The organism is Tsukamurella sp. 8F, from assembly GCF_029167375.1.
In the GTDB taxonomy this organism is placed as follows: Bacteria; Actinomycetota; Actinomycetes; order Mycobacteriales; family Mycobacteriaceae; genus Tsukamurella.
Window position 1 is genome coordinate 22,605 of the sequence record NZ_JARFTP010000007.1, and the last position, 23,507, is coordinate 46,111.

General features: G+C 68.5%; 19 protein-coding genes and 2 tRNA genes. 11 read left to right on the forward strand and 10 right to left on the reverse strand.

Annotated features, from left to right (window positions below):
- Positions 1–16 precede the first annotated feature (16 nt).
- Complete coding sequence (locus tag P0W64_RS07385; RefSeq protein WP_275479440.1) at positions 17–1,039, reverse strand: iron-siderophore ABC transporter substrate-binding protein; 1,023 nt, start codon at positions 1,037–1,039, stop codon at positions 17–19.
- Positions 1,040–1,074: 35 nt separating this feature from the next.
- Positions 1,075–3,972 (reverse strand): ornithine decarboxylase, encoded by a 2,898-nt coding sequence (locus P0W64_RS07390; protein WP_275479441.1) that lies wholly within the window; start codon positions 3,970–3,972, stop codon positions 1,075–1,077.
- A 288-nt stretch (positions 3,973–4,260) separates the two neighbouring features.
- On the opposite strand from P0W64_RS07390, the gene P0W64_RS07395 reads away from it, so the two are divergent.
- The 4 genes from P0W64_RS07395 to P0W64_RS07410 are packed head-to-tail and all read left to right on the forward strand — an operon-like array spanning position 4,261 to position 8,457.
- Complete coding sequence (locus P0W64_RS07395) at positions 4,261–4,968, forward strand: GntR family transcriptional regulator (RefSeq protein WP_275479442.1); 708 nt, start codon at positions 4,261–4,263, stop codon at positions 4,966–4,968.
- Complete coding sequence (locus P0W64_RS07400) at positions 4,965–5,966, forward strand: ADP-ribosylglycohydrolase family protein (RefSeq protein WP_275479443.1); 1,002 nt, start codon at positions 4,965–4,967, stop codon at positions 5,964–5,966. The genes P0W64_RS07395 and P0W64_RS07400 overlap by 4 nt, the downstream gene beginning before the upstream one ends.
- Positions 5,967–5,995: 29 nt before the next feature.
- The gene (locus tag P0W64_RS07405) at positions 5,996–7,483 is read left to right on the forward strand and encodes a cytosine permease (protein WP_275479444.1); all 1,488 of its coding nucleotides are present in this window, start codon (positions 5,996–5,998) and stop codon (positions 7,481–7,483) included.
- Positions 7,480–8,457 carry a PfkB family carbohydrate kinase gene (locus P0W64_RS07410; RefSeq protein WP_275479445.1) on the forward strand — a complete coding sequence of 326 codons (978 nt, stop codon included), beginning with the start codon at positions 7,480–7,482 and terminating at the stop codon, positions 8,455–8,457. Before P0W64_RS07405 ends, P0W64_RS07410 begins: the two co-directional genes overlap by 4 nt.
- Before the next feature lie 175 nt (positions 8,458–8,632).
- On the opposite strand, the gene P0W64_RS07415 is transcribed toward P0W64_RS07410, so the two are convergent.
- Positions 8,633–8,709, reverse strand: a tRNA-Pro gene (locus P0W64_RS07415).
- 130 nt (positions 8,710–8,839) lie between these two features.
- On the opposite strand from P0W64_RS07415, the gene P0W64_RS07420 reads away from it, so the two are divergent.
- Positions 8,840–10,168 (forward strand): MFS transporter, encoded by a 1,329-nt coding sequence (locus P0W64_RS07420; RefSeq protein WP_275479446.1) that lies wholly within the window; start codon positions 8,840–8,842, stop codon positions 10,166–10,168.
- Here the strand turns inward: P0W64_RS07420 and P0W64_RS07425 are convergent.
- Complete coding sequence (locus P0W64_RS07425) at positions 10,122–11,345, reverse strand: benzoate/H(+) symporter BenE family transporter (RefSeq protein ID WP_275479447.1); 1,224 nt, start codon at positions 11,343–11,345, stop codon at positions 10,122–10,124. The two genes, P0W64_RS07420 and P0W64_RS07425, sit on opposite strands and share 47 nt — an antisense overlap.
- 126 nt (positions 11,346–11,471) lie before the next feature.
- On the opposite strand from P0W64_RS07425, the gene P0W64_RS07430 reads away from it, so the two are divergent.
- Positions 11,472–11,936, forward strand: coding sequence for an XRE family transcriptional regulator (locus tag P0W64_RS07430; protein WP_275479597.1), 465 nt, complete (start codon positions 11,472–11,474; stop codon positions 11,934–11,936).
- Positions 11,937–12,027: 91 nt separating this feature from the next.
- Entirely contained in the window at positions 12,028–14,229 is a 2,202-nt protein-coding gene (locus P0W64_RS07435) for an acyltransferase family protein (RefSeq protein ID WP_275479448.1), read from the forward strand.
- Between the two features lie 4 nt (positions 14,230–14,233).
- Here the strand turns inward: P0W64_RS07435 and P0W64_RS07440 are convergent, their stop codons facing one another.
- Positions 14,234–15,130: an ABC transporter substrate-binding protein gene (locus P0W64_RS07440; RefSeq protein WP_275479449.1), complete on the reverse strand. Its 897-nt coding sequence runs from the start codon at positions 15,128–15,130 to the stop codon at positions 14,234–14,236.
- A gap of 29 nt (positions 15,131–15,159) precedes the next feature.
- Complete coding sequence (locus tag P0W64_RS07445) at positions 15,160–15,960, reverse strand: hypothetical protein (protein ID WP_275479450.1); 801 nt, start codon at positions 15,958–15,960, stop codon at positions 15,160–15,162.
- A 163-nt stretch (positions 15,961–16,123) separates the two neighbouring features.
- Here P0W64_RS07445 and P0W64_RS07450 point away from each other — a divergent pair, with 163 nt between their 5' ends.
- Positions 16,124–17,416 carry a cytochrome P450 gene (locus tag P0W64_RS07450; RefSeq protein WP_343232845.1) on the forward strand — a complete coding sequence of 431 codons (1,293 nt, stop codon included), beginning with the start codon at positions 16,124–16,126 and terminating at the stop codon, positions 17,414–17,416.
- On the opposite strand, the gene P0W64_RS07455 is transcribed toward P0W64_RS07450, so the two are convergent.
- Positions 17,413–18,126, reverse strand: a complete 714-nt coding sequence (locus tag P0W64_RS07455) for a M24 family metallopeptidase (RefSeq protein WP_275479598.1) — start codon at positions 18,124–18,126, stop codon at positions 17,413–17,415. The genes P0W64_RS07450 and P0W64_RS07455 overlap by 4 nt on opposite strands.
- 427 nt (positions 18,127–18,553) lie before the next feature.
- Here P0W64_RS07455 and P0W64_RS07460 point away from each other — a divergent pair, with 427 nt between their 5' ends.
- Positions 18,554–19,675: an acyltransferase gene (locus tag P0W64_RS07460; protein ID WP_275479599.1), complete on the forward strand. Its 1,122-nt coding sequence runs from the start codon at positions 18,554–18,556 to the stop codon at positions 19,673–19,675.
- Positions 19,676–19,725: 50 nt separating this feature from the next.
- Positions 19,726–20,595 carry a Gfo/Idh/MocA family oxidoreductase gene (locus P0W64_RS07465; RefSeq protein WP_275479452.1) on the forward strand — a complete coding sequence of 290 codons (870 nt, stop codon included), beginning with the start codon at positions 19,726–19,728 and terminating at the stop codon, positions 20,593–20,595.
- 65 nt (positions 20,596–20,660) lie between these two features.
- Here P0W64_RS07465 and P0W64_RS07470 read toward each other — a convergent pair.
- Positions 20,661–20,734: transfer RNA gene (locus P0W64_RS07470), tRNA-Gly, on the reverse strand.
- An 87-nt stretch (positions 20,735–20,821) separates the two neighbouring features.
- Between P0W64_RS07470 and P0W64_RS07475 the strand changes: the two genes are divergently transcribed.
- Positions 20,822–21,388 (forward strand): hypothetical protein, encoded by a 567-nt coding sequence (locus tag P0W64_RS07475; protein WP_275479453.1) that lies wholly within the window; start codon positions 20,822–20,824, stop codon positions 21,386–21,388.
- On the opposite strand, the gene P0W64_RS07480 is transcribed toward P0W64_RS07475, so the two are convergent.
- Together P0W64_RS07480 and P0W64_RS07485 are read right to left on the reverse strand one after the other, a co-directional pair.
- Positions 21,360–22,151 carry a metalloregulator ArsR/SmtB family transcription factor gene (locus P0W64_RS07480; RefSeq protein ID WP_275479454.1) on the reverse strand — a complete coding sequence of 264 codons (792 nt, stop codon included), beginning with the start codon at positions 22,149–22,151 and terminating at the stop codon, positions 21,360–21,362. The genes P0W64_RS07475 and P0W64_RS07480 overlap by 29 nt on opposite strands.
- A complete protein-coding gene (locus P0W64_RS07485; RefSeq protein WP_275479455.1) occupies positions 22,141–23,502 on the reverse strand; it encodes an MFS transporter in 1,362 nt (453 codons plus the stop codon). Before P0W64_RS07485 ends, P0W64_RS07480 begins: the two co-directional genes overlap by 11 nt.
- Positions 23,503–23,507 lie beyond the last annotated feature (5 nt).

Below are 23,507 nucleotides of genomic sequence, written 5' to 3' on the forward strand. Positions count from 1 at the left end.
GCGCATCAACCGGCGATCAACCCGCGGCCTTCGCCGCCGCGGACAGCTGCGGCACGTATCGGTTGAGGAGCCACGGGATGTCGAGGACATTTGGCGAGCTCACCGCGAACACGAGCGCGGGGTCGGTGAGCGGGACGTACGCCTTCCGCTGCACAGGCGCGAGGCCCGCGAACACCGGATTGGTGCTCACCGCGTTGCGGACGCTGTCGCTGTTGAACCAGGTGGTGAGCACGTCGGGCGTGTACTGGGCGAGATTCTCCCAGCTCACCATCGTCGCGAACTTTCCCGGTGACGCGGCCTCCCGAAGCTTGGTGAGCGCTGGCAGCGCCGTGAAGCCGATGCTCGTCAGGAGGCTGACGCGCGGATCCGTGTCGAAGTAGAACGCGAGCGAATCGGGATTGACGGCACCCGTCGCGGCGACGGTCTTTCCCGCGAACTCGGGATGCTCACTCTTCACCTTCGCGAGCTGCGCCTCGGTCTTGTCCACCAGTTCCTTGGCCTTCGCCTCACGTCCGAGGGCCTTTCCCGCGATGGTCGTCTGGTCCTGCCATGACGTCTGCCACGCCTTGCCCGGGAAAGCGACTGTCGGGGCGATCTTTCCGAGTTGCGCGTACTGATCGTCGGTCAGACCCGACTGCACGGCGAGGATCACATCGGGTCGCAGGGCCGCGATCTTCTCGTACGGGATGGATTCACTGGACTCGTCGAGCAGCGTCGGGTGCGCGCCGCCCAGGCCGTCCTTGATCCACGGCACGATGCCGTCCGGAGTCCCGGAGTCGCCCTTCATGTTCCGCATCCCCACGGGCACGACGCCCAGGGCGACCGCGGCCTCGGTACTCCCCCAGCCGAGAGTCACGACGCGCTTGGGCTCGGAGTCGATCTTCACCTTGCCGAGGGACGAATCGATCGTCACCGGAAATGCACCCGACGGCGCCGTCGACTCCGGACCCGCGCCTCCGCCCGACGAGCAACCCGCCACCAGCAACGCCGTCGTCACTCCCGCCGCGAGCACGACCCTGACCTTTCCCAGCACTGTCATGTAGGTGAGGCTACCCACATGACGTAGTCGGTGCGCTACTCGGCTGCGGCTGCGCTCTCCGCCGCGCGCGGTTTGCGGCGAGCGCGCGACGGCGAGGCGCCGGTGCCCGCGCCCGGCCCGTTCGTGTCCGACGGCGCCGGCACGGTCACCACCGGCGGGGTGGGTACGGTCTCGCTGTGCACGGCGGCGGCCCGACGGAGGTTGTCCGCAAGTGCGGTCTCGATCGCCTTCTCGGTGTATACGCGATACCCCAGCTCCGGGTTGTAGCCGTGTACCTCGAGGGTGTCGAGATTCCTTATATACGCGAGGATCTGGCTGCTGAACGCCTGACCGGGGACCAGGACGGGGAAGCCTGGAGGGTACGGCGTGACGAAGGTCGCGGAGACGACATCGCCGCCCGCTTCGAGCCGCTCCTCGACCTGGGCGTCCGTGAGGTATTCGCACGCACTGTCGTCGTAGGAGAGATAGAAGGCACGGCGGACGTCGCCCTCCGCGGTCTGCTCGATCCCCGGCGTGGGGTCGAGGAACGCCCGGTGGAACCCGCTGAAGTCGGGCTGCGTCGTCGTGGGCGAGGTGAGGCGGCGGACGTTCTGCTCGAACCGGGCCCGCTCCGACAAGCTCATCTCGTCGACTTCGGTATCGATCTCGCGCGCCAGCTTCACGAGCACCTCCACGAGGAACGCGACCGAGCTGCGGGTGGTGCCGATGTTCGTCATGAACAGCACGGTGTTGCGCGAGGTCTTGTTGATCTGGACGCCGTACCGGTCCATCAGCAGGTCGCGCTTGAAGGTGTCCCCGTCGTAGCCGGTGTTGCCGATGGACAGTGTCACGCGCGACGGATCGAGCACGAATTCGTCGTTGCCCCAGACCGCGATCATGTTGCGTAGCCCCGAACGGAGCGGCTGGGCGATCCCCGAAGGGCGGTACTCCTCCGGGATCATGTCGGAGGTGCGCAGGCAGCGCATGTACTTCTGCAGCAGGGGGTGGTCGTCGATCGCGTCCCGCAATTGCATCGCGTTCTCGATCTGCCGGACGACGAGTTCGGTGCCCTCGAGCGCCACCTGACGCCGGCCGAGATCCAGCGACGCGAGGATCTGGTAGTTCGGCGACGTAGAGGTGTGCGCCATATACGCCTCGTGGAAGGCCTCCGACGTCTTCTGCCCGAAGTCCTGATCGTAGACGTGGATCATCGAGCCCTGCCGCAGCGCCGTCAGCGTCTTGTGCGTGGACTGGGTCGCGTAGACGCGGACGCGCGCCTTCGCGGGATCGGGCCGTAGGCGACGTTCGAGCAGCTCCGCGTCGCTCGCGGACTGCTCGTCGGCGATCGACGCTTCGTACTCCGTGCGGTACTTCGGATCCTGCAGACGCTCGCGCAGGGCGGCAGCGGCGGCCATGCCCGTGCGGGCCCGGAAGTCCGGATGGAACCTCGCGAACGCGAACCACGCCTCGTCCCAGAGGAATACGAGATCGGGCTTGATCGCGAGACACTCCTCCATGACTCGCAGCGGGTCGTACACCACACCGTCGAACGTGCAGTTGGTGAGCGAGAGCAGCCGCACCCGGTCGAGCTTCCCGGCGCGCTTGAGCGCCAGCAGCTTCGACTTGATCTCGCGGAGCGGCACCGCGCCGTACATGGAGTAGTCGGGCAGCGGGTACGCCTCGAGGTATTGGACCTGCGCGCCCGCGAGCAGCATCCCGTAGTGATGGCTCTGGTGGCAGTTGCGGTCGAGCAGCACGATGTCGCCGGGAGCGACCAGGGACTGGGTGACGATCTTGTTCGCGGTCGACGTGCCGTTGGTGACGAAGTATGTATGCCGCGAGCCGTACGTCTCCGACGCGAGCTTCTGTGCGTCACGTAGCGGCCCGGTCGGCTCCAGCAGCGAGTCGAGACCACCGCACGTCGCAGACGTCTCTGCCATGAACACGTCGAGCCCGTAGAAGCCGACCATGTCCTTGATCCAGTGGGACCCGACGATCGACTTCCCCTGCGAGATGGGTAGGGCATGGAACACACCTGTCGGCCGCTGGCTGTACTGCTTGAGGGCACTGAAGAACGGTGTGCGGTAGCGGTCGGCGATGCCCGCGAGGATGCTCAGGTGCAGTTCCAGCATCCCCTCGCGGGCATGGAAGACGCGGCGGAAGTTCTCGCCGAGCCGACCGGCGATGCTCTCGACGTCGACCTCCGTCATCAGGTACAGGTCGAGCTCGGGCCTCAGTTGAGCGAGCTCGGCAGCGAGCAGCGAGGCGCGCTGGTCCGGCGTCGCGTCGCGATCCAGCTCGACGGACAGCCGTGTATCGATGAAGTCGCCCAGCCCACTGAGATCACGGGTCGAATGACGATGGAAATGACGCCGGACCACCACCGCCTGGATGTTGACGTTGAGGCGCGCGGCGATCAGCGCCTCCTCGGTGCTGCCGACGAACACCAGCTCGTAGACGAAGTCGGCGTCGGCACGTCGCCAGTTGCGGAACTCCCTGCGGAGCGTGCGCTCCTGCTCCTCCGTCAGGGAGTCGACGACGAGCACCTCGAAGTAGAGGCGCTCGGGCGCGGCGGGTGCATCCGGATCGGTTGCGGCGATGTCGCCGCCCAGGCCAGTCGACTCGTCCTGCGTCACATCGTCGACATCGCCACGCCGGTACGAATCAGTGGTCAGAGCACGGTTGATGCGGGCGACCGCTCGTGCGAACTTGCCGTGCTCCCCCGCGTTGAACAACCGAACGACGCGCGCGAACTGTAGGGATCCCGGGAACGCCCAGTACGGCTCGACCGGGTTCAGGTGCCGCACCAACTCACCCACCGCCGCGATCTGACGGTCGCGTTCCGACTGCTCGGCCGGCATCGTCAACCCGAGCGCCGCCTCCTCGAGTCGAGACCAGGTATCCGAACGCATCTGCCATACGGAGTTGTAGGCGTGGGTTCCAGCGACGGTCATCGTGCCTCCTGGTCTCGGAGTCAGGGCGGCCTGCACCTGCGGGGGCCGCGCTCTAACTGCACCGTAGGCCCGCTGACCTGCATCGCACCGCCGAACGCCGACAGTTCCCGCAGAGTTCACCCGCGCGCGGTCATATCCGGCGTTCGGGCCTCTCCGTCCTCGCGACCGCCTCCACGACGAGCGGAGCACGCTTGGGTCGCCACGGTCACTCCGCACCGGCCGACATCGCAGCGCTATTGACAAACCGCCGCGTCTACCCAATATTTGTACAGGTATGGACAGGTATAGATGGGATGGAATGTGAACGCCAAATACCAACGGGTCGCCGCTCTGCTCGAGGAGCGCATCCGGGACGGCGATCTCGCAGACGGCCAGAAGCTGCCAGGTGAGGCGGATATGGCGCGCGATCTCCAGGTGAGCCGGGGGACGGTCCGCCATGCCATCGGTGAACTGCAACGCCGCGCACTCATCCACACACAGGTCGGGGTGGGGTCGTTCGTGACCTTCGACGGCGTCGCGCTCGATACCCCGCACGGTTGGGCGAACGCCCTCACCGTCGGCGGCCACCCGCTGGAGATCGAGATCCTGGACATCGAGCGCCGTCCGGCCTCCGACGTTCCGGACGCCCCCTGCCCCGAGGCGATCCTGGTCCGGAGGGTGCGAAAACTCCCCGGCGACAGGGCCGTGTCCTACGAAAGCGCACTGCTCCCTGCCACCGGTATTCTGCGCGAGCTTCCCGAGACCGGCCTCGTGAACCAGTCATTGACGGCGACGCTCGCAATGGCCGGGCTGCGCGCGGCCCGAGGAGAACAAGACGTGGGTGTCGATCCCCTCCCCGCTGATGCAGCCGACGCGATGTCCCGCCCGACGGGCTCTCTGTTCCTTCGATCGGTCCGAACGTCGTACGCGCGAAGCGGCGAATTCGTCGAGCACGTCGTCTCGTACCTCGACCCGCAACACTTCCGCCTTCACGTCACCTTCGGAGACGCCACATGACTCGGGCCCATAACGCACTGATCGGTCTCGCTGTCGGCGACGCCCTCGGCATGCCTACGCAGAACATGAGCCGACACGCTATCGCAGTCCGGTACGGCCGGATCGACGGCCTGCGCGACGCCGCTCCGGAGCAGCCAATCGCTCCGGGAATGGCCGCCGGAACGGTCACGGACGACACCGAACAAGCGCTGCTACTCGCCGAACTCCTGATCGCCGGCAACGGAACGATCGACGCACTCGACCTGGCGCGCTCGCTCCAGGAATGGGAGAACGACATGCGACGCCGCGGCTCCCTCGATCTCTTGGGCCCGTCCACCAAAGCCGCGTTGGACGCCCTGCTCGTCGGAATCCCAGCCGCCCAGAGCGGGCGGAACGGAACCACCAACGGGGCGGCGATGCGGATCGCCCCTGTCGGTATCGCGATACCCATCACCGACGAGGCCGCCCTGCTCGGCGCCGTCGTCGACGCATGCACCCCGACTCACAACACCGGGCTCGGACTATCGGCAGCGGCCGCCGTCGCTGGGATAGTCAGCGCGGGCATCGACGGTGCGTCCCTACGGGAGGCACTCGACGCTGGGCTCGGACTGGCCGACGCCGCAGCCGATCTCGGACATTGGGCAGCCGGCGCGTCCGTCCCGGCGAAGACACGATGGGCGCTGACCGCGTCGGCGCGACTCGACGACGACGCGACAACCGACTTCGTGGCCGACGTCATCGGCACCTCGGTCAGCAGCCAAGAATCCGTCGTCGCGGCGATCGTTCTCGCGGATCACTTCGTCGGCCGCCCGTTCGATGCCCTCTGCACCGCCGCCTCGATCGGCGGCGACACCGACACTATCGCCGCCATCGCAGGCGCCGTGCTCGGCGCCACGTCCGACAAGCCCCCGGCCCCGGCCGAGGTCCAGTCTCGCGTGGTCGAGGTGTCCCATCTCGACCTCGGGCGGATTGCCGACGCGCTCGTGGCACTGCGTAGCGGACACCCGGCCACCTTCTGACCCGCCCTACGTCACCAAAAGGAACACCTATGTCCCGCGAGACCACGTCGGTCTTCTCAACCTCCGCCGCCTCCGACGTCCTATCGTCGTTCGAGCAGCGTGGAATCGAGCCCGTTCCAGTCGACGAACGTACCGGTACGCCTCGGCAGTTGTTCTGGGTCTGGTTCGCCGCCAACATCTCGATCCTGGGAATCCCGTTGGGCGCGACTCTCGTCGCGCTCGGGTTGAACCTCTGGCAATCGGCTATCGTGGCCGCCGTCGGCGCCGTCGGTTCCTTCGCTGTCGTAGGGGCCGTATCGATCGCGGGACGGATCGGCGGTGCCCCGAGCCTGACCCTGAGCAGAGCCGTGTTCGGAGTTCGTGGCAACGTCCCGCCGACGCTCGTCTCCCTGATCTCGCGATGGGGTTGGGAAACGGTGAACACGACCACCGCAGCGTTCGCCCTCCTGTCCCTCTCGGTTCTCCTTTTCGGTACAGCCGAGGACGCGCACGATGTTCCGGCAGTCGCGATAACTTGCATCCTTGTCTTCGTACTGCTGACGGTCGCCGTCTCCGGCATGGGGCATGCGTTCCTGGTGACCATCCAGAAGTACGCCACCTGGGTGTTCGGAGCACTGAACGTGTTCGTGGCGGCATTCCTCGTAGCCACCATCGACTGGAAGGCCGTCTTCGCGGCGCCCTCGGGACCGGTGTCGGCGATGGTCATCGGCATCGGCATCGTCGCCGGCGGCACCGGGATCGGTTGGGCGAACTCAGGAGCCGACATGTCTCGTTACCAGTCGCCCACGGCCCGCGCCTCGCATCTCGTCATGTCCGCGGCAGTCGGAGCCGGCATACCGCTCGTACTCCTCATCGGACTGGGCAGCCTTCTCTCCGCGGGCGACCCGTCGCTCGCCTCAGCCGCGGACCCGATCGCGGCTATCCGCGGCATGCTGCCCGAATGGGTCGCGGTCCCCTACCTGATCGCCGCGTTCGGTGGGCTGCTGCTGTCCAACCACCTCTCGGTCTACTCGGCTGGCCTGACCCTGATCACCCTCGGAGTACCGATCAAACGTGTCTACGCGGTGTGCGCCGATGTGGTGATCACGACGATCGGATCGATCTACTTCATGTTGTTCGCATCCAGTTTCTACGGACCGTTCATCGCATTCATCTCCCTACTTGCAGTGCCCATCACCGCCTGGGCGGCGGTCTTCCTCGTCGGTCTCGCACTCCGACCCCACTACGATGACCACGACCTCATGAACCTCGGACGCACCTCCGGCTATTGGTACCGCGGAGGCGTCGAATGGCGTGCCGTGAGTGCGTGGTGCATAGCGATCCTGGTTGGATACCTGTTCACTCGCTCCCAGGTGAGCGCGAATGAGGTGTGGTTCACCGGAGCGTTCTTCAACACTTGGATCGGACGGAACGGACTCGGCTGGGTGGTTGCATTCATCCTCGGTGGGTTGCTCTATTTCGCGCTCGGCTCCTTCCCTCGACGCGCCGGCCGAGCAGACGCAGGTCGGCAGTCGTGACCGGGCGAGTCATCCACACCGGCCAGGCGATCGTCGACCTGGTGATGACCGTCCCCGCCCTTCCCCAGCCGGGGACGGATGTGTTCGCTACCTCCCATCAGATCACCGCGGGTGGTGGCTTCAATGTCATGGCCGCCGCCCGCCGAGACGGCGCCGACGTCGTCTACCTCGGCGGGCACGGAACCGGCCGATTCGGCGACATCGTCCGGCAGGCCCTGGCCGACGAACAGATAACCGTGACCCAGAACGCCACTCTCGACCTCGACACCGGGTTCAGCGTCGCAATCGTCGACTCGGATGCCGAACGCACCTTCGTCTCGACGGTGGGAGCGGAAGGACGTCTCACGACGGAGGACCTCAACGCAGCCGGTGTGCGCCCCGGGGACGTGGTCTACGTGAGCGGGTACTCGCTCTACCACCCGAATAACGCGATGGTTATCGCTGACTGGTCGGGGCGGCTACCGAAATCAGTAGCGACGGTACTCGACCCATCGCCCATGGTCAGGCAGATTCCGGACGCAATAATCCGGACAGTCGTAACCCATTCGACGGTCATCACCGCGAACGAATCGGAAGCCCGCGCGCTTGCCGCGCGTTTCATCCCGAAATCCACGGCCACGACGGTCGAGGATCTCACGCACGCGCTGGCCGATGCGCTGACGACGACGGTCATTGTGCGAGCAAATCGCGCCGGGGCATGGCTCGCGGAATCGGGCGGTCCCGCGATCGAGATCCCACCCTTCGATGTCGCACCTATCGACACCAACGGCGCTGGTGACGCGCACACAGGGATTCTATGCGCTGGCCTCGCCGCCGAGCGTGACCTGCTCGAATCGGTGCACCGAGCTAACGCCGGTGCCGCGATCGCCGTCACCCGCCGAGGCCCCGCCACGTCACCGACTGCAAGCGAAATCGACGAAATAGCCTCGGCTCGACCGAGGCGAAACGTTCCCCCGACAGGTCGTCGCAGGTAACGACTCGCGAGCTTTCTCACCGGAGTCACTGAAGTGATGCAGGACCACCTGGTCGACGCGTACGGCTCCCGACACGTCGGACCGCGTTGCAACGCTGTCGGCAACGGCTATGGCGTCAGTTTCCGTTGGATTCCGACCTCCGGCGGACCGGCTGAAGTCTCCTTCTGCTGGTCAGTGGTCGGGATGACAGGATTCGAACCTGCGACCCTCCGCTCCCAAAGCGGATGCGCTACCAAGCTGCGCCACATCCCGGTGGCCGTCGTCCGAGCGTCGACCAGCGTAGATACTACGGTGGCGCGTGGCGACCGAGCCAGCGGGTTCGCTGGGATCACGTTGAACGCAACCCGTGACCCGTATGCACCGCCTGGATACCGTCGCGCCGGTGAGTACTGCCGTCGACCCCAGACCCGCTACAGACGACGCCCCGAACCCCGCCGCGCTGCGGCGGGTCGTAGCCGCCTCGCTGCTCGGGACCACGATCGAGTGGTACGACTTCTTCCTCTATTCGACCGCGGCGTCGATGGTGTTCAACAAGCTGTTCTTCCCCGACACCAGCTCGTTCGTCGGGACGATGCTCAGCTTCGCGACGTTCGCGGTCGGGTTCGTCATGCGCCCGATCGGCGGGCTGGTGTTCGGTCATATCGGCGACCGCATCGGTCGACGACGCACGCTCGCACTGACGATGCTCCTCATGGGCGTCGCGACGGCGCTCATGGGCGCGCTGCCCACGGCGGCGACGGTCGGCGTCGCGGCCCCGCTACTGCTCCTTCTGCTCCGCATCGTGCAGGGCTTCGCGCTCGGCGGCGAGTGGGCGGGCGCCGTGCTACTGGCGGTCGAACACGCGCCCCGCGGCCGGCGCGGCCGCTACGGCGCGGTACCGCAGATCGGACTCGCGCTGGGCCTCGGGCTCGGCACGCTCGCCTTCGCTCTGCTGCAGAGCGTGTTCGACGACCGGCAGTTCCTGCTCTACGGGTGGCGCATCGCGTTCGCCGTCAGCATCGTGCTCGTCGTGATCGGAGTGATCGTCCGCCTCGCCGTCGACGAGACGCCCGCGTTCCTCGCCGCGCAGCGCGCCCTCGATCGCAGCCGAGCGCCGATCCGCACCCTGCTCGCCGACCCGATCACGCGCCGCAACACTCTCCTCGGATGCCTCGCCCGCTGGGCCGAGGGCAGCGCGTTCAACACCTGGGGCGTATTCGCGATCACCTATGCCACAGCGACTCTCGGCCTGCACAAGATCCCCGTCTTGATCGCTGTGACCGTCGCGGCAGCCGTGATGGCAGCGGTGATCCCGTTCTCGGGCGCGCTCACCGACCGATACGGCTCGGCACGGGTCTACGGGATCGGTGTCGGTCTCTACGCAGTGGCCGTGATCCCCGTGTTCGCGCTCTTCGACACCGGTTCGCTGGCGTGGTTCACGGTCGGGCTCGTAGTCGCCTTCGGCCTGATCCACGGCCTGTTCTACGGGGCACAGGGCACGCTCTTCGCGGAGCTCTTCCCCACCGAGGTCCGGTACACCGGCATCTCGGTCGTGTACCAGTTCTCCGGGATCTACGCGTCCGGTCTCACGCCGCTGATCCTCACCGCCCTGATCCATGGGGCGGGCGGACGCCCATGGACGGCGGCCGCGTACCTCGCCGCGACGGGTGTGGTCTCGGTGCTCGCTACGGCCTGGATCGGGCACCTGAAGGCTCGGCAGCCGATCCACTGAGCCCGCGGCGCCTACCCGCCCGGAACATCAGGTACACCGCGATTCCCACCAACAGCGCCCAGAACGCCGATCCGATACCCGCAATCGCTGTTCCGGAGGCGGCGATCACGAACGTCACTGCGGCGGGAACCCGCGCGGACTCGTCCGCCATCGCACCGGCCGCCGACGAGGCGAAGGCTCCGAGCAGTGCCACACCCGCAACGGCCTGCACCACCCCGTCGGGCGCGACGAGCACGACCGCGGTCAGACCCGTCGACATGACACCGAGCACCAGGTGACTGCAGCCGGCGGTGAACGCGGCGACCCACCTGCGTTCGGGATCCGGATCGGCGGCGGGCTCGGCGGCTAGTGCGGCACTGATAGCCGCGAGGTTGATCGCATGGGCGCCGAGGAACGCCCCCGCCGCGGTGAGGATGCCTGTCACCGAGAGGGCCGCGCGCCACGGCACGCGGTATCCGAACGTCCCCATCACCGCGACGCCCGGGATGTTCTGCGACGCCATCGTCACGATGTACAGCGGGATGACGATCCCGGTCATGGCCTGCAGTGTGAACGTCGGCGCGGTGGCCGAGAGGTGCGGTATATACGCCGACGCCGCCGGCGCATGCCCGCCACAGGCAAGCGATACCGCGATCACCGCCAGCGCAGCCACGAACGCGCCCGGCACCGCGACCTTCGGGGCGAACTCGAGCAGGAGCAGCCACACCACCAGAACAGGCGCGATGGCCGCCGGATCGTGTGCCAGACCGGTCACCGGTTCCAGGCACAGCGGTAGGAGCACGCCTGCGAGCATCGCCTGTGCGATCGGCGTCGGTATCCGTGCCACGAGCGCGGAGAGTCGCGGCCACAGTCCGGTCAGCACGAACAAGACGCCCGTGACCGCGAACGCACCCACAGCCGCGGCCCATCCGCCGGCCACCGCGCCCGTCGAGACCAGGAGTGCCGCGCCGGGTGTAGACCACGCCGACGTGATCGGCATCCGGAAGCGCCACGACAGCAGAACGGTCGCTGCACCCATCGCCAGCGAGACAGCGGCCAGTCCGGATGCGGCCTGCCCCGCGTCCGCGCCGACGGCCCGCAGGCCTGCCAGAACCACCGCGAACGACGACGTGAACCCCACGAGCGCGCACACCACGCCCGCGCCGATCGGTACCGCGATCGACACCCGCTCCGCCATCATCCCCCCTGTTCCGAATTCAGAACGTTCCGAGAACAGAACGTATCATGGCGGGATGAGGAGAACCCGGTGAAGGACGTACCCCAGGTCGGCCGGCGCCTGCGGGAGCTACGTGCCGAGCGCGGCATGAGCCTGTCCGAACTCGCTCGCCGGGCTGGGGTGGGCAAGGGGTCTCTGTCCGAGATCGAGTCGGGCGGAAGGAATCCCACGATCGAGACGCTCTACGCCCTGTGCCGCCCGCTCGACGTCCCGATGACCGCACTGATCGGCGAATCCCCGGGCACCGACAGCGCTGCGGCCGGTGGGATGCGCACTGTCCTGTTAGCGGTCCGTCACCTGCCGACCATGACGGTCGAGATCTTCCGGCTCGAGTTCCCGGAGACCGCCGACCACGTCTCGCCCGGCCACGGCCCAGCCGTTCGCGAGCACCTCACCGTCGTCGCGGGTCGCCTGACCGTCGGGCCGGTCGGGGCGGAGACGACGCTGGGAGCGGGCGAATCGGCGACGTGGACCAGCGACGGTCCCCACCGCTTCTCCGCCGTCGACGGTGCCGCGGAGGCCGTCGTCGTCATCACCAGCCCGGTGTCCTGATCACCGGCCGAGAACGGCACCGCCGCAGCCGGTCGGCCACGACACGCCGGTAGACTGGCCGGTCGAACCGACGGCAACAGAAGGACGATCAGTGGCCGCCAAGACCACCACCGGGTTCCGCGCGGACCTCGACGGATTACGCGGCCTCGCGATCGCTCTGGTCGCGTGTTTCCACGTGTGGTTCGGCCGGGTCTCCGGCGGTGTGGACGTCTTCCTCACCCTGTCCGGGTATTTCTTCATCGGGTCGCTGCTGCGGCATGCGCTCGCGAGCCGGGACGCGCGGGTCCCCATGCGCGACGCGGTGAACCCGTGGCCCCGCCTCGCGCGGCTCGCGCGCAGACTCCTGCCCGCACTCGTCGCCGTCCTGGCAGCAGTATCCGCACTGACCGTGCTGATACTCCCCCAGACCCGGTGGCTGACCACGGCACAGCAGGTCGTCGCCAGCCTCCTCTACCGGCAGAACTGGGAGCTCGCCGAGAACTCACTCGATTACACCGCCGCCGACTCGTCCGGCAGCCCCCTGCAACACCTGTGGTCGATGTCGGTGCAGGGGCAGTTCTTCGTGGGGATGCTGCTGGTCGGCCTGGCGTTCGCCGGGGCCGTCAAAGTGTGGGCGCCGCACGCCCGCCCGGCAGTGATCCGCACCGGCTTCGGGGTCGGCATCGCCGTCATCGCGGCCGTGTCGCTGGCCTGGGCGACCTCGCGCGTCGGGGTCGACCAGGGGTGGAACTACTACGACACGCTCGCCCGGGTGTGGGAACCGCTCGCCGGCGGTCTGCTCGCGGTGTGGATGCCGGGCCGCCGCGTGAGGCCGGGCGCCCGGAACGCCGTCGGGGCGGCCGCACTCGGTCTGATAGCGACCTGCGGCTGGTGGCTGGACGGCGCATCGAGCTACCCCGGTCCGTGGGCACTCGTCCCGGTGCTCTCCACGGTGGCCCTCATCTGGGCCGGTGCCGGGACCACGCAGCCCGTCGTCAGCCGCGTCCTGGCGCACCCCTGGGCCGTGTGGCTCGGGTCCATGGCATATGCGCTGTACCTGTGGCACTGGCCGCTGCTCGTCTTCTACCTGGCGCGCCGCGACGTCGATTCCGTTGGTCTCGTCGCAGGCGCCGCGATCCTGGCCGTCTCGCTAATGGCCGCGGTCATGACCAAGCGCTTCGTCGAGGACCCGCTGCGGTCGGGTGCCCCCGCGCGTGGCCGGCACGGCACCGGGGCTGACCGACGCAGCGCGGCGGACCTCCTCGCAACGGCGCGAAGCAGATCCGCACCGCCCGATGCCACGCGCCGCCGACGCCATGCGGCGCCGGCGAGTCGGCCGGCGCTGCCTCGCACGGTCCGGTACAGCACCGCGGTGGCTGCGCTCTTAGCGGTGTGTGCGGTCGCAATGCCGATCGGCGCACGCGTCTGGGAGAACCGCGTAGCCTCGATCTCGGTCGATCCCGCGGGGCTGGACCCGGCGCTGTATCCCGGCGCGGCCGCGATGCTGACGGGTGTCCGGCCGCCACGCGCGAAGATGCAGCCGGGCCTGCTCGAGGCGTCGCGCGATCTGCCCGCCACGTCCGTCAACGGCGACATCAGCAACTTCGAGGACGCGCGAGTGCAGGTCGGCGTATACGGAGATCCCAAGGGCACAAAGACGATCGCACTCGCCGGGGCATCACACTCGGAGTTCTGGATCACGGCGCTCGATCAGATCGGCCGTGAGTCGGGCATCAAGATCACCACATACCTGAAGATGGGCTGCCCGCTGGCGCTCGAACCCAAGCCCTACGTGTTCGGCCGGTACTACCCGGAGTGTGGCGAGTGGGTCGACGAGGTGATCCGGCGCCTGATCGACGAGAAGCCCGACGCGGTGTTCACCACGTCGACGCGGCCACGCGCGACGACGGGTGACTGGACCCCGGAGAGCTACGTCGAGGTGTTCCGCAGACTCGACGCTGCCGGGATCCCGACGCTCGGCATGCGGGACACACCCTGGCCGTCGACGTTCCAGGGCAAGGGCGTACTCAGCTGCCTCGCCGACAAGCCACCGGAGGAGTGCACCACACCCCGCAGCTGGATCCTCTCGCCCGGCGATCCCGCGGCGCCCGCGACAGCCCAGATCCCGCTGCTGAAGTCGCTCCAGGTCACCGACGCCATGTGCGACGCGCAGGTCTGCTACCCGGTCGTCGGCAATGTCGTCGCCTATCACGATCTGCACCATCTCACCAGCACGTTCGTCCGGACGCTCGTGCCGGAGTTGCGCCGGCAGATGCACGACGCCCTACCTGAGTTGATCCCCGCGCCGACCTGACCGATCAGCGCCGGGCGGCGGCGACTGCGCGTGCGATCGCCTCGTAGAGCTCCGCTACGCGCGGTCCCCAACGGGAGGCGACATCGTCGTCGAGGGGTACGACATCGCCGCGCGCGACTGCCTTCAGGTTGCCGAACCCCGGCCGCTTGGCGACGGTGCCCGGCGACTGCCTGCAGCATCGGGTATCGGCCAGGAAGATCAGGTCTGGGTCGGCGTGCAGTAGGTTCTCGGTGTCGAACTGCAGGTAATCGCCGCCCGGCCGGGCCGCACCGTCGGCGACGTTCGCGAGGCCGAACCGTTGGTAGGCACGTCCGATGAACGTCGCCGACGTGGCGGTGTAGAGCTCCGGGCCGAGCTCGTGGAAGTACGTGAGCCCCTGTCCCTTCCGGCCCTGTACGGCGCGATCGATCCGCGCGCGCATATCGGTCACGAGGCGCTCGGCCCCGCCCGTGTGCCCGGTGGCCCTGCCCATGTCCTCGATCTGGTCGTACACGCCGTCGAGGTCCTTCGCCGCCGGCTCCTCGAGCACGGGGATGCCGGCCCGACCCAGCGCCTCGACGATGCTGTTCCGATCGTCCGAGACCACCACGAGATCCGGAGCCATGCCGATCACGGTCTCGGCACTCGGATCGAACGCCGAGACGTCCGTGCGCGGAGCCTGTGCAGGAACGTCGGAGCGGTCGTCGACGGCCATGACCTGAGTACCGGCACCGATCGCGAACAGCGTCTCGGTGTGGGTCGGTGAGAGCGAGACGATGCGGCTCGGCGGCGCTGGGATCCGCACGTCGCCGTTCGCGGCGTGCACGACGACACCCTGCTCACCTCGAACGTCCGGGCCCGTACCGCACGCGACCAGCGTCAGCACCAGGGCCAGCGCAGCAACGGCTTTCGGAGTCCTCATGATCGCTGTGAACGCTAGCAGCCGAGCCGCTAGCCGCGGCGCCGCAGCCCGAAGCGCCAGATCAGCGCTGTCGCGAACCCGACACCGAGCAGCCACAGTCCGGCACCGTCGACCACGGCGGCGCCCGCGTGCAGGACGGTCGCGAACTGCCGGCCGCCGGGCGTGTGGCGGTGGACGATACCCACGCCGGGAAAGACCTCCCGGTTGCTGTCCACGGGGATCAGCACCCAGATCCCCGCCAGCGGAACCGCCTGTCCCACAGCCCACCACGCGTTCTGCCGCCAGTGCCGGCGGCATCGCCACCGCGCGAGCAGGGGCCGGCGCGCAGTCGGGAGGAGGGCGGCCGCGACCGAGCACATACCCATCCAGATCAGCACCTGCAGCGCGACGCCCGCAACCGACATCGGCAGGAGCCGACGCGGCTCCATCGCGAGAGCGACGGCGGCGGTCGCCGCGACCAGCGGCCCGCCGATCAACAGCATCAGACTCAGATTCTTGACGACGACGATCCCCGCGATGGTCCGCAGACGCAGGCGGCCGCGCCGCAGAGGAGCGAGTTCGGAGAACATGTTCGTGGTGGCCGGGTCCGCGAGGATGAACGTCGTGAAGTAGGTCATGATCGTGGACACCTTCGCGTGCCCGCTGAGGTCGAGCGGCTGGATCAGGAGCCACCCGAATGCCAGCGAGACGTTCAGGACCAACCCGCCCCACAACCGCGGCAGGGCTCGCGCCTCGACCACCGTCTGGCTCCAGACGGTGTGCAGCGGGGTCGCTACCGTCGCCGACCCTCGACCGCCCGGCGCAACCCGCCGGGCCCGGTCCGAAGTCACGTCACGATGATATTGAGCGACCTCGAGGAACGCTGTGTGCTCGGGAAAGCCCGTCGGTTTCCACCCTGGGGCGGATGTCCACTCGTCCCCCGAGCGGCATACTGCGCATGTGACCACCACCACGCACGACCACGTCCCGAGCTACGCGGCGGACTGGCCGCCTGTGCCCAAGGGCGGTCTACCGCCCGGGCTCCGGTGGCCGGCACTGGCGCAGAGCGTCGCCCTCATCCGGTTCAGACACTCGTTCGTGCCGTGGCTGCACCGCCGGTACGGAGATGTGTTCACCATCCGGGTCGTGCCCCACGGGCGGCAGATCGTGATGTTCTCGCGGCCCGAGCACATCCGCGAGATATTCGCGGGTGACCCCGAGGTGTTCTACGCCGGGAAGGGTAATGCGTCCCTCGGCACACTCATGGGTGAGCACTCGCTGCTGCTCGTCGACGCAGCCGAGCACAAGCGGGCCCGCAAGCTCCTGATGCCGGCGTTCACCGCCCGTGCGCTGAAGGGTTACGAGGCCATGGTGCACGGGATCGCGTCGGCCGAGGTCGAGAGCTGGAGCACCGGGACGTCGTTCCGCTCGCTGGACCGGATGAACGCGGTGACGCTCGAGATCATCATGCAGGTCGTGTTCGGGCTGACCGACGAGGCGCAGCTGGCGCGCCTCCGGCCGCTGCTGCGCGCCGTGATCGACGTCAGCCCCGCTGTCCTGGTGGGCGTCGGCTACCCGCGGCTGCAACGCTTCGGCATCTGGAAGACGTTCGTGGAGAACCAATCCCGGCTCGACGACGCCCTGTACGAACTCATCGCGGAGCGCCGGGCAGACAGTTCGCTCGAGGGCCGCTCTGACGTCCTTTCCCGGCTGATGCTGGTCGGCGGCCACGAGGGCGAGGTGCCGCTCAACGACGCAGAGCTGCGCGACCAGCTGATCACGCTGTTGCTCGCGGGACACGAGACCACGGCGACGGCGCTCGCCTGGACGCTGTACGAGCTGGGCCGCTCGCGAGCGCAGCTGACGCGCGCACAGCAGGCCGTCGACGACGATGACGACGCATACCTCGAGGCCGTGCTCAAGGAGTCCATGCGGCTGCACCCGGTGATCCCGATGGTCAATCGGCTGCTCATGAAGCCCGCCACCATCGGCGGCATCGACCTGCCGGCGGGCGTCAGCGTTGCACCCTCGATCATCCTCAGTCACCTCGAGAACTTCCCCGATGCCGGCGAGTTCCGACCGACGCGGTTCCTCGACGAGAAGGTCGCCCCCAACTCGTGGATTCCGTTCGGCGGGGGCGTCCGAAGGTGCATCGGGGCGGGATTCTCGTTGATGGAGGGCACGGCGGTACTGCGCGAGGTGCTGCGGCGCTACGACGTGACCGCCGACGGCGACGACGAACCCAAGGTCCGGAACATCACCAGCGTGCCCGGCCGGGGTGCCCGGATCAGCGTGTCGCCGCGCTAGTCGCCGTGCAGCGGTCTGCCGACCGGCTGGTCGCGGCGGATATCGAGGAGTTGCTCGTAGAAGCCTCCGAAGCGGCGATCCCGGTCGAGCAGGTGCACCTCGAGGATCCAATGGGCGGGATTCCCGCCGACGACGTGGTCGTGCAGCCGAGTCTTCGATCCGGGGGCGATATAGGACGCGATCTTGTCGCCGGGGATGCGCTCGTGCGGGAAGTCGCCTACGAGGTGGCCCGCGATCTCGCCGCCGAACAGGTACCCGGCGTCCGCCGCCAAGTCGCAGACGACGTCATAGAGTCCCTCGCCGGTGACATCCGGATCCGCGTCGAACGCGGCCCGGCCCGCGAGCCATACCGTTTCCAACGCGTCGCGGAGAGCCGCCTTCTCGGGATCGTCTCCCAGCACGTAGGTGCGCCCGAAGTCCGCCTCCCACGCCGCGAAGATGGGGCCGAAGTCCAGGAACACGATGTCGTCGTCGCCGAGCGTTCGGTCGGGCGGGTTCTTGCGGAACACTTCTAGCGTGTTGGCGCCGGCGCGCACGATCCGCTTGTGCCAATAGCGTTCGACGCCGTAGCGCTCTGCAGCCAGTTCCTGGATCGCATCGCTCACATCGCGCTCGCTCCGGCCGGGTGCGATCAGCCCGCGAGACACGACCTCGTCGAACAGCGCCTCGGCACGCTCCTCCGCATCGACGAGTGCCGCCACCCTGCTCATGTCGTCCGTCGCCACGATGCTTCCTCCCTGCCCGTATGCATCCGACCTCGCCGCCACGGTAGACGAGATCCCCGCCTGCCTGTTCACGCACGCTGCATCTGAGCCACACCGTTCGTCGCGCCCGGAACCGTGCTCGGGGGGTGCACGGTCGGGTTCCCGGTCGCGGGGAGGGACATCGATCCGTCGGCACGATCGCCATACTCCGCCGGCGACGACGATTCGTTCGGCCGCTACGGCCTGTCGATTCGTCGCCGCGTAGTATTTCGAGGCAAAATTACCAATGTTGCCGAATTCCAATCACGGGGTGGAGACGCCCGCCCCGCAGCCTCGATCGTGATGGAGTAGAGCGTCGACCACCAACGAAACAGCCCCGGCAGTCAACCCGGTCCGCAGTAGCCCGAAGCGAGACCGGGCGCTCACGGCGGACCTGGTCCGCGTCGTGTTGTTCGCGGGTGTGGTGTTCTCGCACTGCGTCACCACGATCAACTTCACGCCAGGTGTACTGCGCTCCGCCGGCCTGATCAGCGTGCTACTCCATATGACCCGCTACGGGTTCGTGGCGGTCACCCTGTTCGTACTGGTCTTGAGCATGCAGGGGCGGCACATGACCGCCGGACAGTTCTGGCGCAGGCGGTTCGGCCTCGTGGTCGCGCCTTACCTGGTGTGGACGGTGACGTACAACGTCACGGACCACCTGCTCCTGGCGAACCACCCGTTCACCGGGATCCGTCAATTCCTCCTGGACGTAGGGCGGACCGCCGTCACGGGTGACGCGAAGTATCAGCTCTACTTTCTGCTGATCTCGATGCAGATCTACCTGTTCTTCCCGTTGCTGTCGCGGTTCATGGCCAGGACGGCGCGCCATCCGTGGCTGGTGCTGTTCTGTGCCCTGCTCGTGCAGGTGGCGGCGTTCGCCGGCTACCAGTACTCGTCCCGCCCTTCGTTCCAGCCCTGGGCCGAGCTGTACGTACACACCTGGAAGTTCCTCCCGATGTACACGCTGTTCGTCGCGATCGGGATGCTCGCCGCTCAGCACCGCGAGGCGGTGACCTCCTGGCTCCGGGCACACGTGCTCTCCGTCGGCGCAGTGTGCGTCCTCGGGTCGGCGCTCAGCATCGCCGCATACCTGCGCGCGACGGCTCCCGGCGTCGTCCCCGTCCTCGCCACGACCGCGTGGAACCCGAAATACCTGCCCTGGTTCGTCGGCGGTTTCGTCCTGCTGTGGACGGTCGCGATGCTGTGGGACGAGCAGCGGGCGAAGGGACGCCCAGTAGGTCGCCGCATCGTGTCGTACGCCACGGTGCGCGCGTTCGGCGCGTTCGCTGTACACCCGTTGATCCTCGACGTCCTGGGCAACTGCGGCTTCTTCGGGAAGCTCTACGAGTGGTTCCCCGACTCGACCACGAAGCGCACTCTGGTGCTCACGGTGACCGTGTTGGCGCTGTCCCTCGTGTTCATCGAGATCGCCCTGCGTACCCCGTTCAGCCGGTGGCTCGTGGCACGCGATCGCATGCCGATGCCGCGGCGGCCGTCCGCCGACCGGCGATGAACGAGATGATGGACCAGATATTGGTGTGAGCGGACGGCGGGTGTGAGCGGATGACGATGCGGATCGGTCTGATAGGTGCGGGCCCCTGGGCGCGCGAGACGCACGTGCCGGCGCTCGCGGCGCACCCCGGCGTCGAGTTCGTGGGCGGCTGGGCACGGGATGCGGCCGCAGCCGCCGAGGTGTTCCCTCACTCGTTCGACTCCCCCACGGCATTGTTCGACGCTGTGGATGCGGTGTCGTTCGCGGTTCCACCGGACGTGCAGGCGCCACTCGCGACCGAGGCAGCCAGGGCCGGGAAGCACCTCGTCCTCGACAAGCCGATCGCCCTGGACCTGGCCGTCGCCGCATCGCTGGCGGAGACTGTGCGATCAGCGGGCGTGCGCTCCATCGTCACCTTCACCCGCCGTTTCGCACCCGAGACCCGTGAGTTCCTCGCGCGTGCAACTCAGCTCGCGCCCGTCGCGGCGGAGGCGCAGTGGCTCTCGGGCGCCGCGCTCGGGGGGCGGTTCGCGGCCTCGCCGTGGCGGCAACGCGAGGGCGCGCTGTTCGACGTCGGACCGCACATCCTGGATCTGGTCGACGCGGCAGCGGGAGCCATAGAATCCGTCACCGCGGCGTGCTACGACCCCGGGAGCGACACCTGGACGGCGCAGCTCGCCCACGCCGGCGGCGCCGCATCCGCAGTCTCGCTGTCGTTGCGCACGCCCGTCGTTCCGACGGTGTTGCGTGTGTCTGCGCACTCGTCATCCGGCGTCGTCGTGCTCGACCGCCGCGACGCACCGGCGGTCGACTGCTTCGCTGTTCTGCTCGACGAGTTCCTGGAGTCCATCGCGACCGGGGTCGACCATCCGCTCAGCGTGCACCGCGGACTGCACATCCAGCGGGTCATCCGTGGCATCCAGGACTGGACCGGAGCCTGACGGCGCGCGGCACGGGATCACATAAGGCCCCGCCCGGAAACTGTGTCCGGCCAGGGCCTTTCGTGTGGAGCGGGCGACGGGAATCGAACCCGCGTAGCCAGTTTGGAAGACTGGGGCTCTACCATTGAGCTACGCCCGCGTGCTTGCGCGGTTCGACTCTACCGGGTCGGGGCGGCCTGACGAAATCCGGGCAGGCCCGTCGCCCGGCCGACGGAAGGAGACGCGGGTGCGCCTTCGCGGATGGCTCCCACCGGCTTTGCTCGTCCTACTGCCCGTGACCCTCGCGGGGTGCTCGCAGACGGTCGACGGGAGCGCGCAGCCCGCACCCGGCGTCACGGTCACGGTCCCCGGTGCGGCGAGGCAGGGAGCGCCCGGTTCGACGAATCCGCAACCGACGTCCCCGCGGCCCACGACTCCGCGCAGCACGACGGCAACGCCCGAGGCGGCTGTGCCGATCCCGCCCAACGGGGACGGCTACACGTTCGTCCAGACCAACTCGGGCAAGGCGCAGTGCCAGGTGAGCACCAGCGCCGTCGGGTGCCAGGTCCTGTTCGATCAGCCCGGCCCCGTCACCGCTGACGGCCTGCAGGCCAACGGCGTCAATGTCACCGCCGGCGGCGCGGTGCAGTACATACAAGGCAACCTCGGCGACCCTCCGTACTTCACGATGGACTATGCCACCTATACGGCCCAGGGCTGGACGATCAAGGCCACCTACGACGGCACGCGATTCACCAACAACGCCACGGGCCACGGCATGTACGTCAATATCTCGGGGGTGCAGTCGTACTGACCGCCGCCCAATCGATCCCGAACCACTCCTCGAGGGCATCCGAGCCCGACGGGGTGACGCGGATAGCACGGTAGAGGGGCAGCCGCTCCGCCCAGCCCGCGCGCAGGAACCGATCGCGGACTGCGCTTCCCGCAGCGCCAGCGAGGTGGTGGCGGGTCTCGGTCCAGTCGATGCAGTACCGGATCTCGGGCCGGCGGGACCCCTCGGGAATCCGAATGTCCATGCGGTGCAGAAACTCCCGCCCCGGCGCGGTGAGCCGGTAGTCCAGCTCGTGTCCCGCGGACGCGGGCCGGTCGCCACCCGCGTGCCCGGCGTTTCCATGCGCGTCGCCGCCGTGGAACAGCCCGTCCCCGCCCACGACATAGCCGTGCTCCAGCAGGGAGCCCATTATCGCGACACCTAGGCGGCCCGCGAAGTGGTCGTAGCAGGTCCGCGCGGTCCGCAGCCGCTCCGCGCGCGTCGCCGACCTGAGCGAACGCGACTCCTCCCGGGGCGCGAACGCCGCCAGTCGCTCCACCAGCTCCCCGACGTGGGGACCGGCCAGCCGGAACCACCGATTGCGTCCCTGCGAACGGACGACGAGCAGGCCACCGTCGACGAGTCGACTCAGGTGCGCACTCGCAGTGGACCGCGAGACGCCGGCCTCGTCGGCCAGCACCCCCGCCGCCAACTCGCGACCGTCCAACAACGACAACAGGATCCGGCTGCGCGTGCGGTCGGCGAAGAGATCTCCGACGCGCGCCAGATCGGCGTCACCCGACATCGCAGGGCACCTCCTCCGGGGGCCGGCTCACCGTCGCGGCGAGGCTGGTACGGATCCCGACCACGAGTATCACCGCAGTGGCGGCGAATACCACCGCAAGGGCGCCTGCATCAGCCCCGCAGGCACTGAAGGCGGCGCCCAGGACGGCTACGCCGAGCGCGCCGCCCGTCTGCCGCGCGCAGTTCAGCACGGCACCTGCGAGGCCGGCGTGCGCCGGCGGCGCCTCGGCGAGGGCGATCGACGTCATCGCCGGCATGGCGAGCGATGCGAGGCCGATCGCCGTCTGTCCCGCGATCACCGCGGCGGGACTGCTCGCGCCGAGCGCCACGCCCGCCGCGCCCGCCGCGGCACACCCGAAGCCGACGACCATCGGGATGCGTGGGCCGAAGCGCGCCGTCAGGAACCCACTGCTCGTGGAACCGAAGGCGACCACGATGGTCATCGGCAGGATGGCCATACCGGTCCCTAGGACCGAGAACCCGTGCACCGACTGCAACCCGAGCCCCACGCACAGCAGTGCGCCGTAGAGCGCGAAGTTGAACACGAAGCCCGTCGCGATCGCGCTGCGGAACCGGCCGGGTGTCAACATGTCTCGCGGAATCATCGGGACGCTCCCCCGCTCGGAAGCGACGAATGCGACGAACACGAGGACCGTGACCGTGGCGAGCGCCGCCGCGAGCACCCAGCGCGCCTGCCCCGCCTCGATGATCGCCGCCGTGCCGAGCGCGAGCGCCGCGGCGGCGAGCGCCGTGCCCCGCACCGCGAGCCGCCCCTCGCGTCTCGCCGAGGAGGGTGCCGTGCGCCCCACCGCCGCTCCGGCCGCGAGTGCGATAGGCACGCCCACCCAGAACACCGACCGCCAGCCGAACGCCGCGGCGAGCGCACCCCCTACCGGCGGGCCGGCCGCGAATCCGGCGCTCGCAACGCCGCCCCACACACCGAGCGCGCGAGCTCGGACGGCGGGTTCCGGGTACACCTCGCCGATCATCGCGAGCGAGCTCGGCAGTATCAGCGCAGCCCCGATGCCTGCGGCCACCCGGCACGAGATCAGTGCCGCCCAGCCAGGCGACAGGGCGCATCCCGCGGTGGCGGCGGCGAAGAGCACGAAGCCGAGAACACACACGTGACGCCGACCGAAACGGTCCGCTGCGGGACCGGCCGCCAGCATCAACGCCGCGAACGGGATGGTGTAGCCGTCTACGGCCCACTGCGCCAGCCCCAGATTCCCGCCGAGATCGCTGCGCATGGTGTCCAGCACGGTGTTGATCACCGTGGCATCGAACTGGATCAGCCCGAACGCGAGCGACAGTGCGACGAGCGCGGTGGCGCGGCGGAGCGGCGTGGTCGGCATGCTCC